This is a genomic window from Blastomonas sp. SL216 (assembly GCA_026625625.1).
Lineage (GTDB): Bacteria > Pseudomonadota > Alphaproteobacteria > Sphingomonadales > Sphingomonadaceae > Blastomonas.
This window is the reverse complement of the sequence record CP113055.1, coordinates 284,588-298,274: the sequence shown is the minus strand read 5'-3', so window position 1 is coordinate 298,274 and position 13,687 is coordinate 284,588. Positions and strand designations below refer to the sequence as shown.

The window sequence follows — 13,687 nt, the reverse complement described above, 5'->3', positions numbered from 1 at the left end:
TCACCACCACCGCTCGGGCCGCGCGGTGAACCCGGCGCGTTCCTCGATCGCAAGGCCCGCGTTGAGCACGCCCTGCTCGTCGAGCGGCTTGCCGATGATCTGCAGGCCGAGCGGCAGGCCCATGCTGTCGAGACCACCGGGCACCGACATCGCAGGCAGGCCCGCCAGCGAGGCAGGCACGGCGAACACGTCATTCAGATACATCGCGATCGGATCGTCGCTATTTTCGCCCAGGCCGAAGGCGGCGCTCGGGGCGGTCGGCGCGAGCAGCACGTCGCAATGGTCCCATGCTCGCGCGAAATCGCGGGCGATCAGCGCACGAACCTTCTGCGCCTGGGTGTAATAGGCGTCGTAGAAGCCGGCGGAAAGCACATAGGTGCCGATCATGATGCGGCGCTTGACCTCGGGGCCGAAGCCCGCAGCACGGGTCGCGGCATACATGTCCTGCAGGCCTGCACCATCGGGCAGGTTGCGCTGACCGTAACGCACGCCATCATAGCGCGCGAGATTGGACGAAGCTTCCGCCGGAGCGATGATATAATAAGCGGGCAGCGCATAGCGCGTGTGCGGCAGCGAGACCTCGACGATCTCCGCGCCTGCGTCGCGCAGCCAGTCGGTGGCCTGATCCCAGATCGCGGCGATTTCGGCATTCATGCCGTCCATGCGGTATTCCTTGGGAATACCGACGCGCTTGCCCTTCAGATTGCTCGACAATCCGGCTTCCCAATTGGGCACCGGCAGGTTGAGCGAGGTCGCATCCTTGGGGTCGAAGCCGCTCATCGCCTCGAGCATGATCGCGCAGTCGCGCACGTCGCGCGCCATCGGCCCTGCCTGATCGAGCGACGAGGCAAACGCGATCACGCCCCAGCGCGAGCAGCGGCCATAGGTCGGCTTGATGCCGCTGATGCCGGTAAAGGCTGCGGGTTGGCGGATCGAGCCGCCGGTATCGGTGCCGGTCGCTGCCGGGCACAGCCGCGCCGAAATCGCCGCTGAGCTGCCACCCGAAGAACCGCCGGGCGCGAGCGGCGCGTTGCCGCCATCGTTGCGCCGCCAGGGCGAGATGACATTGCCGAACGCGCTGGTCTCGTTCGACGATCCCATCGCGAATTGGTCCATGTTGAGCTTGCCCAGCATGCCTGCGCCGGCATCCCACAGCTTCTGGCTGACAGTCGATTCATAGGTCGGCTTGAAACCGTTCAGGATCTCGCTGGCCGCGCGCGCCTCGACGCCGATGGTGCAGAACAGGTCCTTCATGCCGATGGGCACGCCCGCCATGATCGGCAGGTCCTCGCCCGCCGCGCGCTTTGCGTCGATCGCATCGGCAGCTGCCAAGGCGTGGTCGGGCGTATCGATCAGAAACGCATTCAGCGCCTTGGCGCCTGCCACCTGCGCGTTGAAGGCGGTGGCGACTTCGCGCGCGCTGAAGGTACCGGCGCGCACGCCGTTGCGGATGTCGGCAACGCCGAGATCGGTAAGGTCGGTCATGCTGAAAACTCTATCTCATCCAGGCCACAAGCCAACCGTTCTCCGGCGAAAGCCGGAGTCCAGGGGCGTCGCTCGTTGCCTTTTGTCATGGATCCCGGATCGGTCGCGGCTGCGCCGCTGTCCGGGATGATCGACTGAAATCCTGCGGATTTCATTCGATCACCTTGGGAACGCCGAAAAAGCCGTGTTCGGCTGCGGGCGCATTGGCCAGCACCTTTTCGCGGATGTTGCCGTCGGTGACGACATCCTCACGCAGGCGCAGGGTGTTGGGGATAACGGCGGTCATCGGCTCGACACCGGTGACGTCCACCTCGCCCAATTGCTCGACCCAGCCCAATATGCCGTTGAATTCCGGCACCATGGCTTCGACCTCGGCGTCGGTCATCGCGATCCGCGCCAGGCTGGCGATCTTTTTCACAGTTTTGCTATCTACTGACATGGCTTCAGCGGCTAGCACTGGCCTGCCCGGCCATCAAGCGGGCAAATGCTGCATTTGCGCAATCCAGACGCTGCGCAACACTTTACTGGCGACGCCCGTATTGCGCTTCTATATGCGCTCCATCCCGGCGACGCCATTTCGCGCGCACGGCCCTGCCCCCGGAGAGAGTTTTTGGCTCGCAAGTTCCTGTACCTGATTGCCACGATCATCTTCCTCATCGTCGTAGCTTTCGCGGCCTACCGACTGTTTCCCCAACAGATATTCGCCGCCGCCTTTGTTCCTTCCGCAGAATTCGTGAAGCCTGAAGCGGTCGAGACCAGCGCCTATGCCAAGCGTGACATGTGGTTCTCCCGCCCAGGAATCGAGGGTGAGGCCAACCCGTCGCTATGGACGCCCGAGGGCTTCGAGCCGACCGCCAGCCCCAAGGTCGCGGTGTTCTACATTCATCCGACTTCGTACATGAAGCGCGAGCTGTGGAATGCACCGCTGGACGACAAGGAATCGCAGGACCGGGCGCGCATCTTCCTGCGCAGCCAGGCGAGCGTGTTCAACGGCATCGGCCAGATCTGGGCTCCGCGCTACCGCCAGGCGGCCATCGGGGCCTTTCTGACCAACAAGCCCGAAGCGCAAATGGCCTTTGATGCCGCCTATTCCGATGTGCTGGCGGCCTTTGACGAGTTCATTGCCGAAATCCCCAAGGACATGCCGATCATCATCGCCGGGCACAGCCAGGGCGGGCTGCATCTGACCACGCTGATGCGCCAGCGCGTCGTCACCCGGCCGCTCGCCGACCGGGTAGTTGCCGCCTATGTCGTCGGCTGGCCGGTGTCGCTGACCACCGATCTGCTGGCGCTGGGGCTTCCGCCCTGCACCGACCCCGATCAGGCGAACTGCATGCTGGGCTGGCAGAGCTTCGGTGAACCGGCCGAGCCGCAATTGCTGCTCGATGCCTATGCCGCGAGCGTCGGCTTTGACGGAGAACTGCGCGGCCAGAGCCCTATGCTGTGCGTCAACCCGATCACCGGTGTGCTGGGCGACGAGGCCCCGGCGGACAGGAACCTGGGCACGCTGGTGCCGAACGAGGACCTGACCGACGGCGTCATCACCCCCGGCCTGGTCGGCGCGAGATGCGACGATCGCGGGCTTTTGCTGCTGGGCGGCGAACCGCAGCTCGGCCCTTATGTGCTGCCCGGCAACAACTATCACGTCTATGACTATCCGCTGTTCTGGGCGAGCATTCGCGCCGATGCGGAGCGGAGGGTAGCAGCATTTCTGGCGCGCTGATCACGACGCACGCGGCTGATTTCCGCGCGGCATTGCCTGCTGGTGGAAGGCTGATCGGGCTGGATGTCGGCAGCAAGACCATCGGCACCGCGTTCTGCGATGCCGGGTGGAGCTTTGCAACGGCGGCCAAGACGATCAAGCGCACCAAGTTCGGCGCAGACAAGGCGGCGATCGAGCAGCTGGTGCGCGATCAGCACATCACCGGGCTGGTCATCGGCCTGCCGCTCAACATGGATGGCAGCGACAGCCCGCAAACGCAGAGCGTGCGCGCCTTTGCCCGCAATATCGCGGTGCTGGGCCTGCCGGTGCTGTTATGGGATGAGCGCTGGTCGACCCAGGCGGTGGAACGCGCGATGATCGATGCGGACATGAGCCGCGCCAAGCGCGCCGAGCGCGTCGACAGCGCGGCCGCAGCGTTCATCCTGCAAGGGGCAATCGACGCGATGGCGGGCTGACCCCGCCAGGCACCGATCAGCAAATATCAGCAGAAATTATCGGCATAGGCCTGGATCTTCAGGCGGCGCGGAGGTGTCTGTTCGATGCGCACGGTGATGCCGTACTTGTCGGCATAGGCCTTGGCAGCCTCCAGATCGGGGAATTTCAGCACGACCTGCTGCTGCGTATCGCCAGAACCGGCCCAGCCCGTCAGCGGATCGGGCTTCTTGGCTTCGGCAGGCTCGAATTCGAGCACCCACAGATCGGTAAGCGCGCGGCCCGACTGCATGGCGTTCTTGGGGCGCTGATAGATTCGTGCGGCCATTGGTGATTATCCGTCCCGGGAAAAGTGATCCTGCGCGCCTTTGCTACAGTGCGGGCGTGCGGGTCAAGCGTGCTGTGGTCATCCAGCGCTGTTCTCTCGCCTGAACGAGAGCGGGCTTTACGCACTCAAATGCCCTGGCGCTTCTTCGTCGCCAGGCTTGCCACCGCTTCCCAGGGGGCATCGGGCCAATGGTGACGCGGGTAGCGACCGCGCATGTCCTTGGCGACATCGCGCCAGCTGCCGCGCCAGAAGCCGGGCAGGTCGCGCGTGGTCTGGATCGGACGGCCTGCGGGCGAGGTCAGCGACAGCACCAGCGGGATGGCATCGCGCCCCACCACCGGGTGCGTATCGAGACCATAGAGCGCCTGCACGCGCAGTTCCACCGTAGGGCCGGCGGTTGCGGTATAATCGATCGCATGGCGCGTCCCGGCCGGGCTCTGGAATTCGGCGGGCGCAATCCGGTCCACCGTCTGCATCGCGTCCCAGCCAGCCAGGCCCTGCAGCGCGTTGTGCAGATCGCCAGGGCTGACGCTGCCAAACGTGCGTTTGCCGACAAGCAGCGGCGCGAGCCAATCCTCGAGCGTTTCGAGCAGATGCGCCTCACCCAGCGCCTCGACCCCGGCAAAGCCAGCGCGCTGGCGCAAGGCGAGTGCCTTGTCGCCCCAGTCGAGCAGGGCGAGGCCATGATCGCGCACGCCCCGCAGCAGCGCGGCCAGCACGGCATCGGCATCGGGCGCCGGATCGGGGGCGCTCGCCAGCCGGATCGCGCCCAGCCGCCGCTCCAGCCGGGCTTCGGCCCGCCTGCCCTCGACGGCAAAATCGCAGCGGCTGACCCGCTCCATCCGGTGCGCCAGATGCGCATCGACATCGTTCGCATCGAGCGCAAGGGCGCTGAGGATGCGCGCGTCGGCGGCCTTGCCCTGCACCTCGCCGATCGCCAGCCAGGACGCGGTGATCAGCGACGATGCGCTATCGAGCCGGAAGCTGCGCCCACCAGCACTGGCCCAGCTTTCCCCCGCAGCATCGCGCCGCTTGGCGACTCGATCCGGATAGGCAATGGCCAGCAGCACCGCAGGCGGCAGCGCGCGCGGCGTGGTTGCCGGCACCTGGCGCTCGGCCAGCTTCGCCCAGCGCTCGGCGAGCTTGCGCGATTTCGATGCGCGTTCGCCGCGGTCGCTGCGCCAACGCGACAGCCGGGCATCAAGGTCCTCGCCCTGCCCGCCGAGGGCGCGTTCCTGTAGCAGCAGCGCAATTTCCGCCGCCAGCAGGGCGCAGCCAGCCTCCGCACCCTTGAGCAGCATCGCCGCGAGATGCGGCGGCAGCGGCAGTGCCGCGATCGATCGGCCCAGCGGCGTGATCGCTCCGCCCGCATCAACCGCACCCAAGGCGACCAAACGCTTGCGCGCCTCTGCCAGCAAGGGCGCAGGCGGCGGGTCGAGCCAGTTCAAGCGCGCCGGATCGCTTTCTCCCCACGCCGCGCATTGCAGCACCATCGGCGCAAGGTCGCTGTCCAGGATTTCGGGCGGATCGAAGCGCGGCAGGCCGCCGGTCGCGGCTTCCTCCCACAGGCGATAGGCGACGCCCGGCCCCTGGCGGGCTGCACGCCCCGCGCGCTGGGTCGCGGCGGCCTGGCTCGCGCGCTCGGTCACCAGCCGGGTGGTCGCCGCCAGCGGATCATAGCGCGCGCGCCGCGCCAGGCCGCTATCAACGACGATGCGCACGCCATCGATGGTAAGGCTGGTTTCGGCAATGCTGGTCGCGAGGATGATCTTGCGCCGCCCGTCTGGGTCGCGGCGGATTGCGGCGCGCTGTTCGGGCGGGGTCAGCGTGCCGTGCAGGGGCAGCACGGCGATGCCATCGCCCAGGCTTTCCAGGCGCTCGGCGGTTCGGGATATCTCCGCCACGCCGGGGAGAAAGGCGAGCACATCACCTTGCGTCTCCTCCCTCAGCGCCGTGCGAATCGCCTGCGCCATTTCATCCTCGATCCGCACTTCGCCGCGCCGCCCCAGATAGCGCAGGTCGAGCGGGTGCGAGCGGCCTTCGCTCTCGATCACCGGTGCGCCCTGCATCAGCGCAGCGAAGCGCGCGCCGTCGAGCGTCGCCGACATGGCGAGCAGGCGCAGATCGGGCCGGAAGGCACCCTGCGCCTCCAGCGCCAGTGCGAGGCCGAAATCGCTGTCCAGACTGCGCTCGTGCACCTCATCGAACAGCACCGCAGACACGCCCGCAAGCTCGGGATCGGCCTGGATGCGACCCACGAAAATGCCTTCGGTCAGCACCAGCACGCGGGTTGCCGCGCTCACCTTGCTGTCCATGCGGGTCGCATAGCCTATCGTCTGGCCGACCGGCTCACCGGCGAGGTCCGCCATACGCTCGGCCGCCGCGCGCGCAGCGAGACGCCGGGGCGAGAGCAGCAGCACCTGGCCCGTGCACCAGGGCTGGTCGAGCAGCGCAGGTGCCACGGTCGTGGTCTTGCCGGCACCGGGGGGAGCAACGAGAACGGCGTTGGAGCTGGTGTTCAGCGCCGCCAGAAGATCGGGCAGGACCGCGTGAATGGGCAGGTCAGGCATAGACCCCCAGCCCGAACCGGTCGCGCAGCGCCCAGCGTCCGACCATCAGCACCGACACCACCGCCAGCCCGGCAGCGAGGCCAATCCACACGCCCACGCCATCCCATCCGAGGCGGAAGGCGAAGAACCAGGCGGTGCCCATGCCGACCACCCAATAGCCGAACGCGGCAAACAGCATCGGCCAGCGCGTGTCCTGCAGGCCGCGCAGCACCCCTGCCCCCACCGCCTGCACCGCATCGACCAGCTGGAAGATCGCAGCGACCAGCAGGAAGCTCAGCGCCAGGGCAAAGGCAGGCGCAGCGCTCGCGTCTGCCGGATCGATGAACAGGCCGACCAAAGCCTCCGGGATCGACGCCATGGTCGCGGACATCACGCACGCTGCCAGCACGCCCAGCCCGAGCGCGGCCCAGCCTGCACGGCCCGCCGCCCTGGCATCGCGCGCGCCATGGTGCAGGCCGACGCGAACCGTCGCCGCCTGGGACAGGCTGAACGGCACCATGAACGCGAACGACGCGATCTGGATCGCCACCGCATGCGCCGCGAGCGAATCGCGGCTGATCAGGCCCATCAGAAAGGCGGCGGAACTGAAGATCGCGACCTCGAAGGCGAAGGTGACCGCGATCGGCAGGCCCAGCCGGAACAGCGCCTTGTAGCGCGCCCAATCGGCCACCCAGAAGCGGCCGAACAGCCGGTAGCGGCGAAATACCCGCACCCGCGTCACCACCAGGGCCATCACCGCAAACAGCGTGCAATTGGCGAGCAGATTGGCGATCGCCGCGCCTTGCAGCCCCAGTTCGGGAAAGCCCAGATTGCCGAAGACCAGCGCCCAGCAGGCGATCAGGTTCATGCCCACACCGCAAAGCGTCACGAACACACCCCAGATCGGGCGTTCGAGCGCGGATACATACATGCGCAGCACGAATTGCAGCAGCCAGGGCAGCAGGCCCCACATGGCGATGCGCATGAACTGCCCGGCATCGCGCGACAGGTCGGGCTGCTGCCCCATCAGCAGGAAAAGCAGTTCGGCATTCCACAGCACCGCCCAGATCGGTACGCACACGGTCAGCGCGACCCACATGCCCTGGCGCACGGTTCGGCGGATGTCGCGCACCGAATGCTTGCGCCGCCCGCGCTCGGCCGCGATCATCGGCGAGGCGGCGGTCATCAGCCCCATGCCAAAGGTTCCGCAGGCAAAATACAGGTTCACCGCCAGCGCGGCAGCGGCCAGCGCCTGGACGTCATAACGGCCCAGGATGATCACCTCGGTCGTGTGGATCGCCATTTGCGCGAGATTGCCCAGCACCAGCGGCCCAGCAAGCAACAGCAGCGCGCGAATCTCTGCCGCAAGGCCGGTGCCTGCGGATCGGTCTGGACTGGAACTGGCTGAAAGCGCCGTCATGCACTGAATCTCGATCTGCCGGGGGCTGCCCGGCGATTCGGGTCAGCCGGGTTCAATAGCCTCGCGCGATGGCGAATTCGACCGTTTCGATCAGCGCGGACTTGGCCTTGCTCGCCGGGAAGCCTGCAATCGCATCGATTGCGCGCTGGCCGAAATGCCGGGCGCGGTCGAGCGTCAGGTCGATGGCCTTGTGCTGGCGGAGCAGCGTGGTCGCATGTGCCAGATCCTCGTCCGAAGTCCGGTGGCCGATAATCGCGGCTTCCCAGAACTTGCGCTCTTCGGGGCTGCCATGCGCATAGGCCAGGATCACCGGCAGCGTCACCTTGCCATCGCGGAAATCGTCGCCCACGCCCTTGCCCATGGTCGCCGCGTCCGACACATAATCGATTGCGTCGTCGACCAGCTGGAAGGCAATGCCCAGATTGCGGCCATAGGCGTCGAGCGCCAGTTCCACCTGCTCGTCACGCTCCGCCACGACAGCGGCGATGCGGCAGGCAGCGGCGAATAATGCTGCGGTCTTGGCGCCGATAATGGCGAGATAGCGTTCTTCGCTGGTTTCGATCTGGCGCTGCGCGGTCAGCTGGTCGACCTCGCCCTCGGCGATGATCGCAGAGGCGCCCGAGAGAATCTTGAGCACCTTGAGCGAGCCGTCCTCGACCATCAGCTCGAACGAGCGGCTGAACAGGAAGTCGCCCACCAGCACCGTGGCGGGGTTGCCGAATACCAGATTCGCGGTCTTCTTGCCCCGGCGCAGGTCCGACCCGTCGACCACGTCATCGTGCAGCAGCGTCGCGGTGTGAATGAACTCGACAGCGGCGGCCAGCTTGTGATGGCGGGTGCCGGGATAATCGAGCAGACGCGCGCAGGCGAGCGTCAGCATGGGCCGCATGCGCTTGCCGCCACCGGCAATCAGATGCCCGGCAAGCTCGGGAATCAGCGGGATTTTGGACTGCATGCGATCAAGGATGACGCTGTTCACCGAATTGAGGTCTTGCGCCACCAGCGCCATGATCGGATCAAGGCTGGGGGCGGCGGTTGCTGCGCCCGCAGGGCGGCCAATCGGATGAACAGTCGCGGTCATGGGTTGCGATGTGGCAAGCCGCATGGCTTAAGGCAAGCGCAAAGCGCAGCTTTTACGCAACGCGCTGACCGATTCTGACAAGGCACGAGTTTTATGGCGCAAGACCCGGTACTGGCTGCATTTCGGCAAAGCATCGACAATATCGACGCTGCACTGATCTTCATGCTGGCAGAGCGCTTCAAGATCACCAAGGCCGTTGGCGAATACAAGGCCAGGACCGATCTGCCGCCGGCCGATCCCGGCCGCGAGGAAGAGCAGATCGCCCGGATGAAGCGGCTGGCGGTCGATGCCGATCTGGACCCCGATTTTTCGGAAAAGTTCCTGCGCTTCGTGATCGACGAGGTGATCCGCCATCACGAGAAGATCCGCGATCAGGGCTGAACGGCCACGATCAGCGGATGGCGTCGCGCTCCTTGGGCGTCATCAGCACACAGCCCCAGCCTTCGCGATATTCGGCGCTTTCGGCAGCCATCAACGGCACCGTGGCGTCGATCCGCTTGGCATCGGCGGCTTCGCTCAGACTGACAACTTCCATGCCGGGCTCCAGGTCCTTCTCGCAATCGCCCAGCTCGCGCCCGCCGATATAGCGGCAAGAACAGACCACCCGCGCCGAATAGGCCGCACCCGTCTGGCTATAGGCACGCAGCGACGGATAGAGATAGGCGATCACGCACAGCACGATCACGGCGATGGCCAGCAGCACCCATTTCAGCTTGCCGCCGCTGCCCTGCATCGTGCCCATATTTCGAGTTGCCATTGGTCCCTGCCTGATTGATGGAGGCGAGCATGAAGCACCGCATCCTTCTTGCCCTTGCCGCAACCGGCCTTCTTGGCGCAACCGCTTTCGGACTCTACGCGATAGAGGGCAAGGCAGCAGACAGCGGCGAGACGATGATCGCAGACACGCCCGGCGTTTCTACGTCGGCGCTGAATGCCGAGATCGACAAGCTGTTCAACGAGGATGAATTTGCCGAAACGCGCGCGCTGGTGATCATGCGCGGCGGCGAGATCGTGGCGGAGCGCTATGCGCCGGGCTATGATCGCAACACCCGCTTCATCAGCTGGTCGATGGCCAAGAGCGTGACCGCCGTCCTTGTCGGCCTGATGGTCGCAGACGGACGGCTGGCGCTCGATGCGCCTGCCCCGGTCCCCGACTGGCAGCGCCCTGGCGATCCGCGCGGTGCGATCACGCTGCGCCATCTGCTGCACATGTCCTCCGGCCTGCAGCACACAGAGGCCGGAGACCCGCCGTACGAATCGGACGAAGTGCGGATGCTGTTCCTCGACGGACGCGACAATATGGTGCGCTATGCCGAGGGCCAGCCGCTGGAGGCGGAGCCGGGATCGAAGTTTGAATATTCGACCAATACCAGCGTGATCCTCAGCGATATCATCACGCGCCAGCTCACCGACAGCAAGGACCCCGACGTGCGCCGCCGCGCCATGCTGGATTACATGCGCGGGCGGTTGATCGAACCCCTGGGCATGACATCGATGGTCCCCGAATTCGATGCGTCGGGGACGCTGGTCGGCGGGTCGATCATCCAGGCCAATGCGCGCGACTGGGCAAAGTTCGGCGAATTCCTGCGCAACAAGGGCTCGATCGCCGGCAACCAGTTCCTGACGCGCGGCTGGGTCGATTTCATGCTCACCAGCTCGCCGAACAATCCGACCTATGGCGGGCACATCTGGCTCAACAAGCCCCATGCCGCAGGGCAGCGCAAGATCCTCTACCCCGATCTTCTGCCGCCCGACGTGTTCGCGGCTCAGGGGCATCTGGGGCAGTTCGTCATCGTCAGCCCCAGCCAGCGGCTGACCATCGTCCGGCTCGGCAAGACGCAGGATGATGTGCTCGATCCCGTGAAGGAGCAGATCGGCAGGATCGCGGCGATGTTCCCGAGGGACTAGGCTGAAAGCGCTGCATCTGTCAGGCTGTGCCCGAGCGATTCTCCGGGGGACTGACGATGACCAGACAACTTCTTGCTGCCGCTTGTGCCGCCTTGGCGATCACGGTCACCGCACCCGCCCAGGCGCAGGTCGCCAGCGGCTATGCGAACGCCCAGAAAAGCGCAGCGCGGGAATTTGTCGCCGCCGATTTTGCCGTCCCGACTCTGATCGAAGGGCCGGGCTTCAAGCTGGTGCCGCTGGGCCCGGACCTGGTGAAGGTCGATTTCGACGCGTACATGTCGTCGATCGAGCATCTGCAAAAGACCTTCACCCGCTCGACCGCCTGGCCGCACCCGAACATTTCCGACGCCGATGCGATGAAGGACATGGAAACCGAGCAAGGCAGGTTCCAGCGGCGCGAATCCTTTGCCTATGCGGTGCTGACCCCCGACGGCAAGCGCGAGCGCGGCTGTGTCTATGTCTATCCCAGCCCGGTGCCCGGCTATGACGCAATGGTCACCTTGTGGGTGACCAAGGCCGAATATGACGCCGGTTTCGATGCCAAGCTTTATGCCTGGGTGCAGCAATGGATCGCGAAGGACTGGCCGCTGCGCAGCATCGCCTATCCCGGCCGCGCCATCGACTGGAGCAGCTGGGATGCGCTGGAGGCGGCGAGCAAGGCGAAGGTGGCGGGCTAGCCAGCCCCCTCCCCTCGCTACCGCAGGCTCGAGGGCGAGCGATCAGGCCTCAGCGCAGCCGGAACGTACCTGTCACCACCGTGAAGCACTGGCCCGCCAGCACCGCGCGGTCACCATCGAGCGTGCAGTGGAGCAAGCCGCCACGCTGGCTGGCCTGGAACGCGGTAAAGCTGCTCCGCCCCAGCCGCGCCGCCCAGAAGGGCGTCAGCACCGCGTGGGCAGAGCCGGTGACGCTGTCCTCGTCGACGCCGGCACCGGGCACGAAGACGCGGCTCAGCACATCGGTATCCTTGCCGGGCGCGGTGCAGATGAACTGGTGATCGCCCAGCGCGCCCAGCGCCTTGAAGTCGGGCTGGAGCGCGAGCACGTCGTCGGCATGATCGAACAGCAGGACATTATACCGCCCGGGATGGACATGATATTCGCGCGGCGTTCCGCCCAGCAGGCCAGTCCAATCGGGCAGTGCGGCGGGCGAAGGGGCCAGAGCCGGCAGCGAAAGCGAGAGCCTGTCGCCATCGCGGCTGACGCTCAGCACGCCGGCCTTGCGCGTGAGGAAGCGAACGGTATCGCCTGCAAAACCGTTCTCGAACGCATAATGGCCCGAGGCCAGCGTCGCATGGCCGCACATCGCAATCTCGACCGCAGGCGTGAACCAGCGCAGCTCATATTCCGCCTCGTCGCTGTCGATCGGCACGATAAAGGCGGTTTCGGCGAAATTGTTCTCCTCGCCGATCGCCTGCAGCACCGCATCGTCAGGCCAGGCATCGAGCGGCATTACCGCCGCCTGGTTGCCGGTGAACGGACGATCGGCAAAGGCGTCGATATGGCAATAAGGCAGTGATTGGGGCAATTCGGTCATGGCCATGGTCCTCAGGGGTACAGCAGTCCTTCATCCCAACCGTTTCCGGTCCGGGTGAATACGCGACGATGATGCAGCCGGTGGTCGCGATCTTCCCAGAACTCGATCCGCTGCGGCACGACGCGGAAGCCAGACCAATGTGGCGGCCGGGGCACGGGCTTGTCGGCGAACAGCGCCTGCACTTCGGCGAACCGCTGTTCGAAGATCGCGCGTTCGGGCAGCGGGCGCGACTGGTCCGAAGCCCAGGCCCCCAGCTGCGAATCGCGCGACCGGCTCGCGAAATAGGCATCGGCGGTCGCATCATCGACCGGTTGAACCGGCCCTTCGATACGGATCTGGCGGCGCCAGGACTTCCAGTGGAACAGCAGCGCGGCATGCGGATTGGCGAGCAGCTCGCCGCCCTTGCGGCCCTCGTAATTGGTGTAGAAGATGAACCCGTCCGGACCATGGCCTTTCAGCAGCACCATGCGGACCGAAGGGTGGCCCTGCTCGTTCGCAGTCGCCAGCGCCATCGCATTGCTGTCGTTGATCTCGGTCTCGCGCGCCTGAGCATACCATGTATCGAACAGCGCAAAGGGATCGTCGGCCATTTCATCCTGCCTTGGTCAATGCGGCTCGCTTGACTGCCTTAACCATATAAGACAGTGGTGATTCCGCCAGCGCGGCTTATGGCGCAGCGGCCTGGCGATGAACAGGGTTTTGCTGCGGTCATCAAGGGGATAGCCGGCGATGTGGGAACAGATTTTCGGGGCGGCCAATCTGCTGGCAATGATCGCCTGGGCCGTGCTGATCCTTGCCCCGCGTCGCGAGAGCGTGATGTCGGCGCTGTTCTTCGGCCCGCTTCTGCTGCTCGCGCTGGGCTATGTCCTGGGCCTGACTCTGGTGCTGACCGGGATCGTGCCGACCGGCGGCGGCGCGGATTTCTCGACGATCAAGGGCGTGCGCAGCATCTTTGCCAGCGACCCCGGGGTCACGATCGGCTGGGTGCACTATCTGGCGTTCGACCTGTTCGTCGGCCTGTGGATCGCGCGCAATGCCGATGCGCATGGGCTGGGCACGCTGAAGGGGCGGCTGGTCCAGGCACCGATCCTGTTCTTCACCTTTGCTGCAGGACCGTTCGGCCTGGCACTTTACATCGTGGTGCGGACAATTTTATTGCGCGGCCCCTCGGACCGCCGCATCCCGGCTTGAAAAATGCCCTGCCCCTACCCCAGATATTGTTGTA

At 65.7% G+C, this 13,687-nt stretch carries 15 protein-coding genes; 6 read left to right on the top strand and 9 right to left on the bottom strand.

Features of this window, described 5'->3' with window-relative positions:
• Together gatA and gatC are read right to left on the bottom strand one after the other, a co-directional pair.
• On the bottom strand, positions 1 to 1,485 hold the full coding sequence (gene gatA / locus OU999_01470) for an Asp-tRNA(Asn)/Glu-tRNA(Gln) amidotransferase subunit GatA (GenBank protein WAC23891.1): 1,485 nt from the start codon (positions 1,483 to 1,485) through the stop codon (positions 1 to 3).
• Positions 1,486 to 1,636: 151 nt separating this feature from the next.
• Positions 1,637 to 1,924: an Asp-tRNA(Asn)/Glu-tRNA(Gln) amidotransferase subunit GatC gene (gene gatC / locus OU999_01465; protein ID WAC23890.1), complete on the bottom strand. Its 288-nt coding sequence runs from the start codon at positions 1,922 to 1,924 to the stop codon at positions 1,637 to 1,639.
• A gap of 171 nt (positions 1,925 to 2,095) precedes the next feature.
• On the opposite strand from gatC, the gene OU999_01460 reads away from it, so the two are divergent.
• Positions 2,096 to 3,208 carry a DUF3089 domain-containing protein gene (locus tag OU999_01460; GenBank protein ID WAC23889.1) on the top strand — a complete coding sequence of 371 codons (1,113 nt, stop codon included), beginning with the start codon at positions 2,096 to 2,098 and terminating at the stop codon, positions 3,206 to 3,208.
• Positions 3,205 to 3,663, top strand: a complete 459-nt coding sequence (gene ruvX, locus OU999_01455; protein ID WAC25320.1) for a Holliday junction resolvase RuvX — start codon at positions 3,205 to 3,207, stop codon at positions 3,661 to 3,663. The genes OU999_01460 and ruvX overlap by 4 nt, the downstream gene beginning before the upstream one ends.
• Positions 3,664 to 3,689: 26 nt before the next feature.
• Here the strand turns inward: ruvX and OU999_01450 are convergent, their stop codons facing one another.
• The 4 genes from OU999_01450 to OU999_01435 all read right to left on the bottom strand — a co-directional run bounded on the left by OU999_01450 (position 3,690) and on the right by OU999_01435 (position 9,018).
• Positions 3,690 to 3,968, bottom strand: coding sequence for an ETC complex I subunit (locus OU999_01450; GenBank protein WAC23888.1), 279 nt, complete (start codon positions 3,966 to 3,968; stop codon positions 3,690 to 3,692).
• A 125-nt stretch (positions 3,969 to 4,093) separates the two neighbouring features.
• Positions 4,094 to 6,538, bottom strand: a complete 2,445-nt coding sequence (hrpB, locus tag OU999_01445; GenBank protein ID WAC23887.1) for an ATP-dependent helicase HrpB — start codon at positions 6,536 to 6,538, stop codon at positions 4,094 to 4,096.
• On the bottom strand, positions 6,531 to 7,937 hold the full coding sequence (locus tag OU999_01440; protein WAC23886.1) for an MATE family efflux transporter: 1,407 nt from the start codon (positions 7,935 to 7,937) through the stop codon (positions 6,531 to 6,533). Before OU999_01440 ends, hrpB begins: the two co-directional genes overlap by 8 nt.
• A 52-nt stretch (positions 7,938 to 7,989) precedes the next feature.
• Positions 7,990 to 9,018: a polyprenyl synthetase family protein gene (locus OU999_01435; GenBank protein WAC23885.1), complete on the bottom strand. Its 1,029-nt coding sequence runs from the start codon at positions 9,016 to 9,018 to the stop codon at positions 7,990 to 7,992.
• 93 nt (positions 9,019 to 9,111) lie between these two features.
• Between OU999_01435 and OU999_01430 the strand changes: the two genes are divergently transcribed.
• Entirely contained in the window at positions 9,112 to 9,399 is a 288-nt protein-coding gene (locus OU999_01430) for a chorismate mutase (protein ID WAC23884.1), read from the top strand.
• 10 nt (positions 9,400 to 9,409) lie between these two features.
• On the opposite strand, the gene OU999_01425 is transcribed toward OU999_01430, so the two are convergent.
• A complete protein-coding gene (locus OU999_01425; GenBank protein ID WAC23883.1) occupies positions 9,410 to 9,775 on the bottom strand; it encodes a hypothetical protein in 366 nt (121 codons plus the stop codon).
• Between the two features lie 29 nt (positions 9,776 to 9,804).
• Between OU999_01425 and OU999_01420 the strand changes: the two genes are divergently transcribed.
• Together OU999_01420 and OU999_01415 are read left to right on the top strand one after the other, a co-directional pair.
• Positions 9,805 to 10,926: a serine hydrolase gene (locus tag OU999_01420; protein WAC23882.1), complete on the top strand. Its 1,122-nt coding sequence runs from the start codon at positions 9,805 to 9,807 to the stop codon at positions 10,924 to 10,926.
• A 56-nt stretch (positions 10,927 to 10,982) separates the two neighbouring features.
• Positions 10,983 to 11,603, top strand: a complete 621-nt coding sequence (locus tag OU999_01415) for a twin-arginine translocation pathway signal protein (GenBank protein WAC23881.1) — start codon at positions 10,983 to 10,985, stop codon at positions 11,601 to 11,603.
• Between the two features lie 49 nt (positions 11,604 to 11,652).
• On the opposite strand, the gene OU999_01410 is transcribed toward OU999_01415, so the two are convergent.
• Complete coding sequence (locus tag OU999_01410; GenBank protein WAC23880.1) at positions 11,653 to 12,462, bottom strand: PhzF family phenazine biosynthesis protein; 810 nt, start codon at positions 12,460 to 12,462, stop codon at positions 11,653 to 11,655.
• Between the two features lie 11 nt (positions 12,463 to 12,473).
• Complete coding sequence (gene pdxH, locus OU999_01405; protein ID WAC23879.1) at positions 12,474 to 13,052, bottom strand: pyridoxamine 5'-phosphate oxidase; 579 nt, start codon at positions 13,050 to 13,052, stop codon at positions 12,474 to 12,476.
• Positions 13,053 to 13,191: 139 nt separating this feature from the next.
• On the opposite strand from pdxH, the gene OU999_01400 reads away from it, so the two are divergent.
• Positions 13,192 to 13,653 carry an ABA4-like family protein gene (locus OU999_01400; protein WAC23878.1) on the top strand — a complete coding sequence of 154 codons (462 nt, stop codon included), beginning with the start codon at positions 13,192 to 13,194 and terminating at the stop codon, positions 13,651 to 13,653.
• Positions 13,654 to 13,687: the final 34 nt, after the last annotated feature.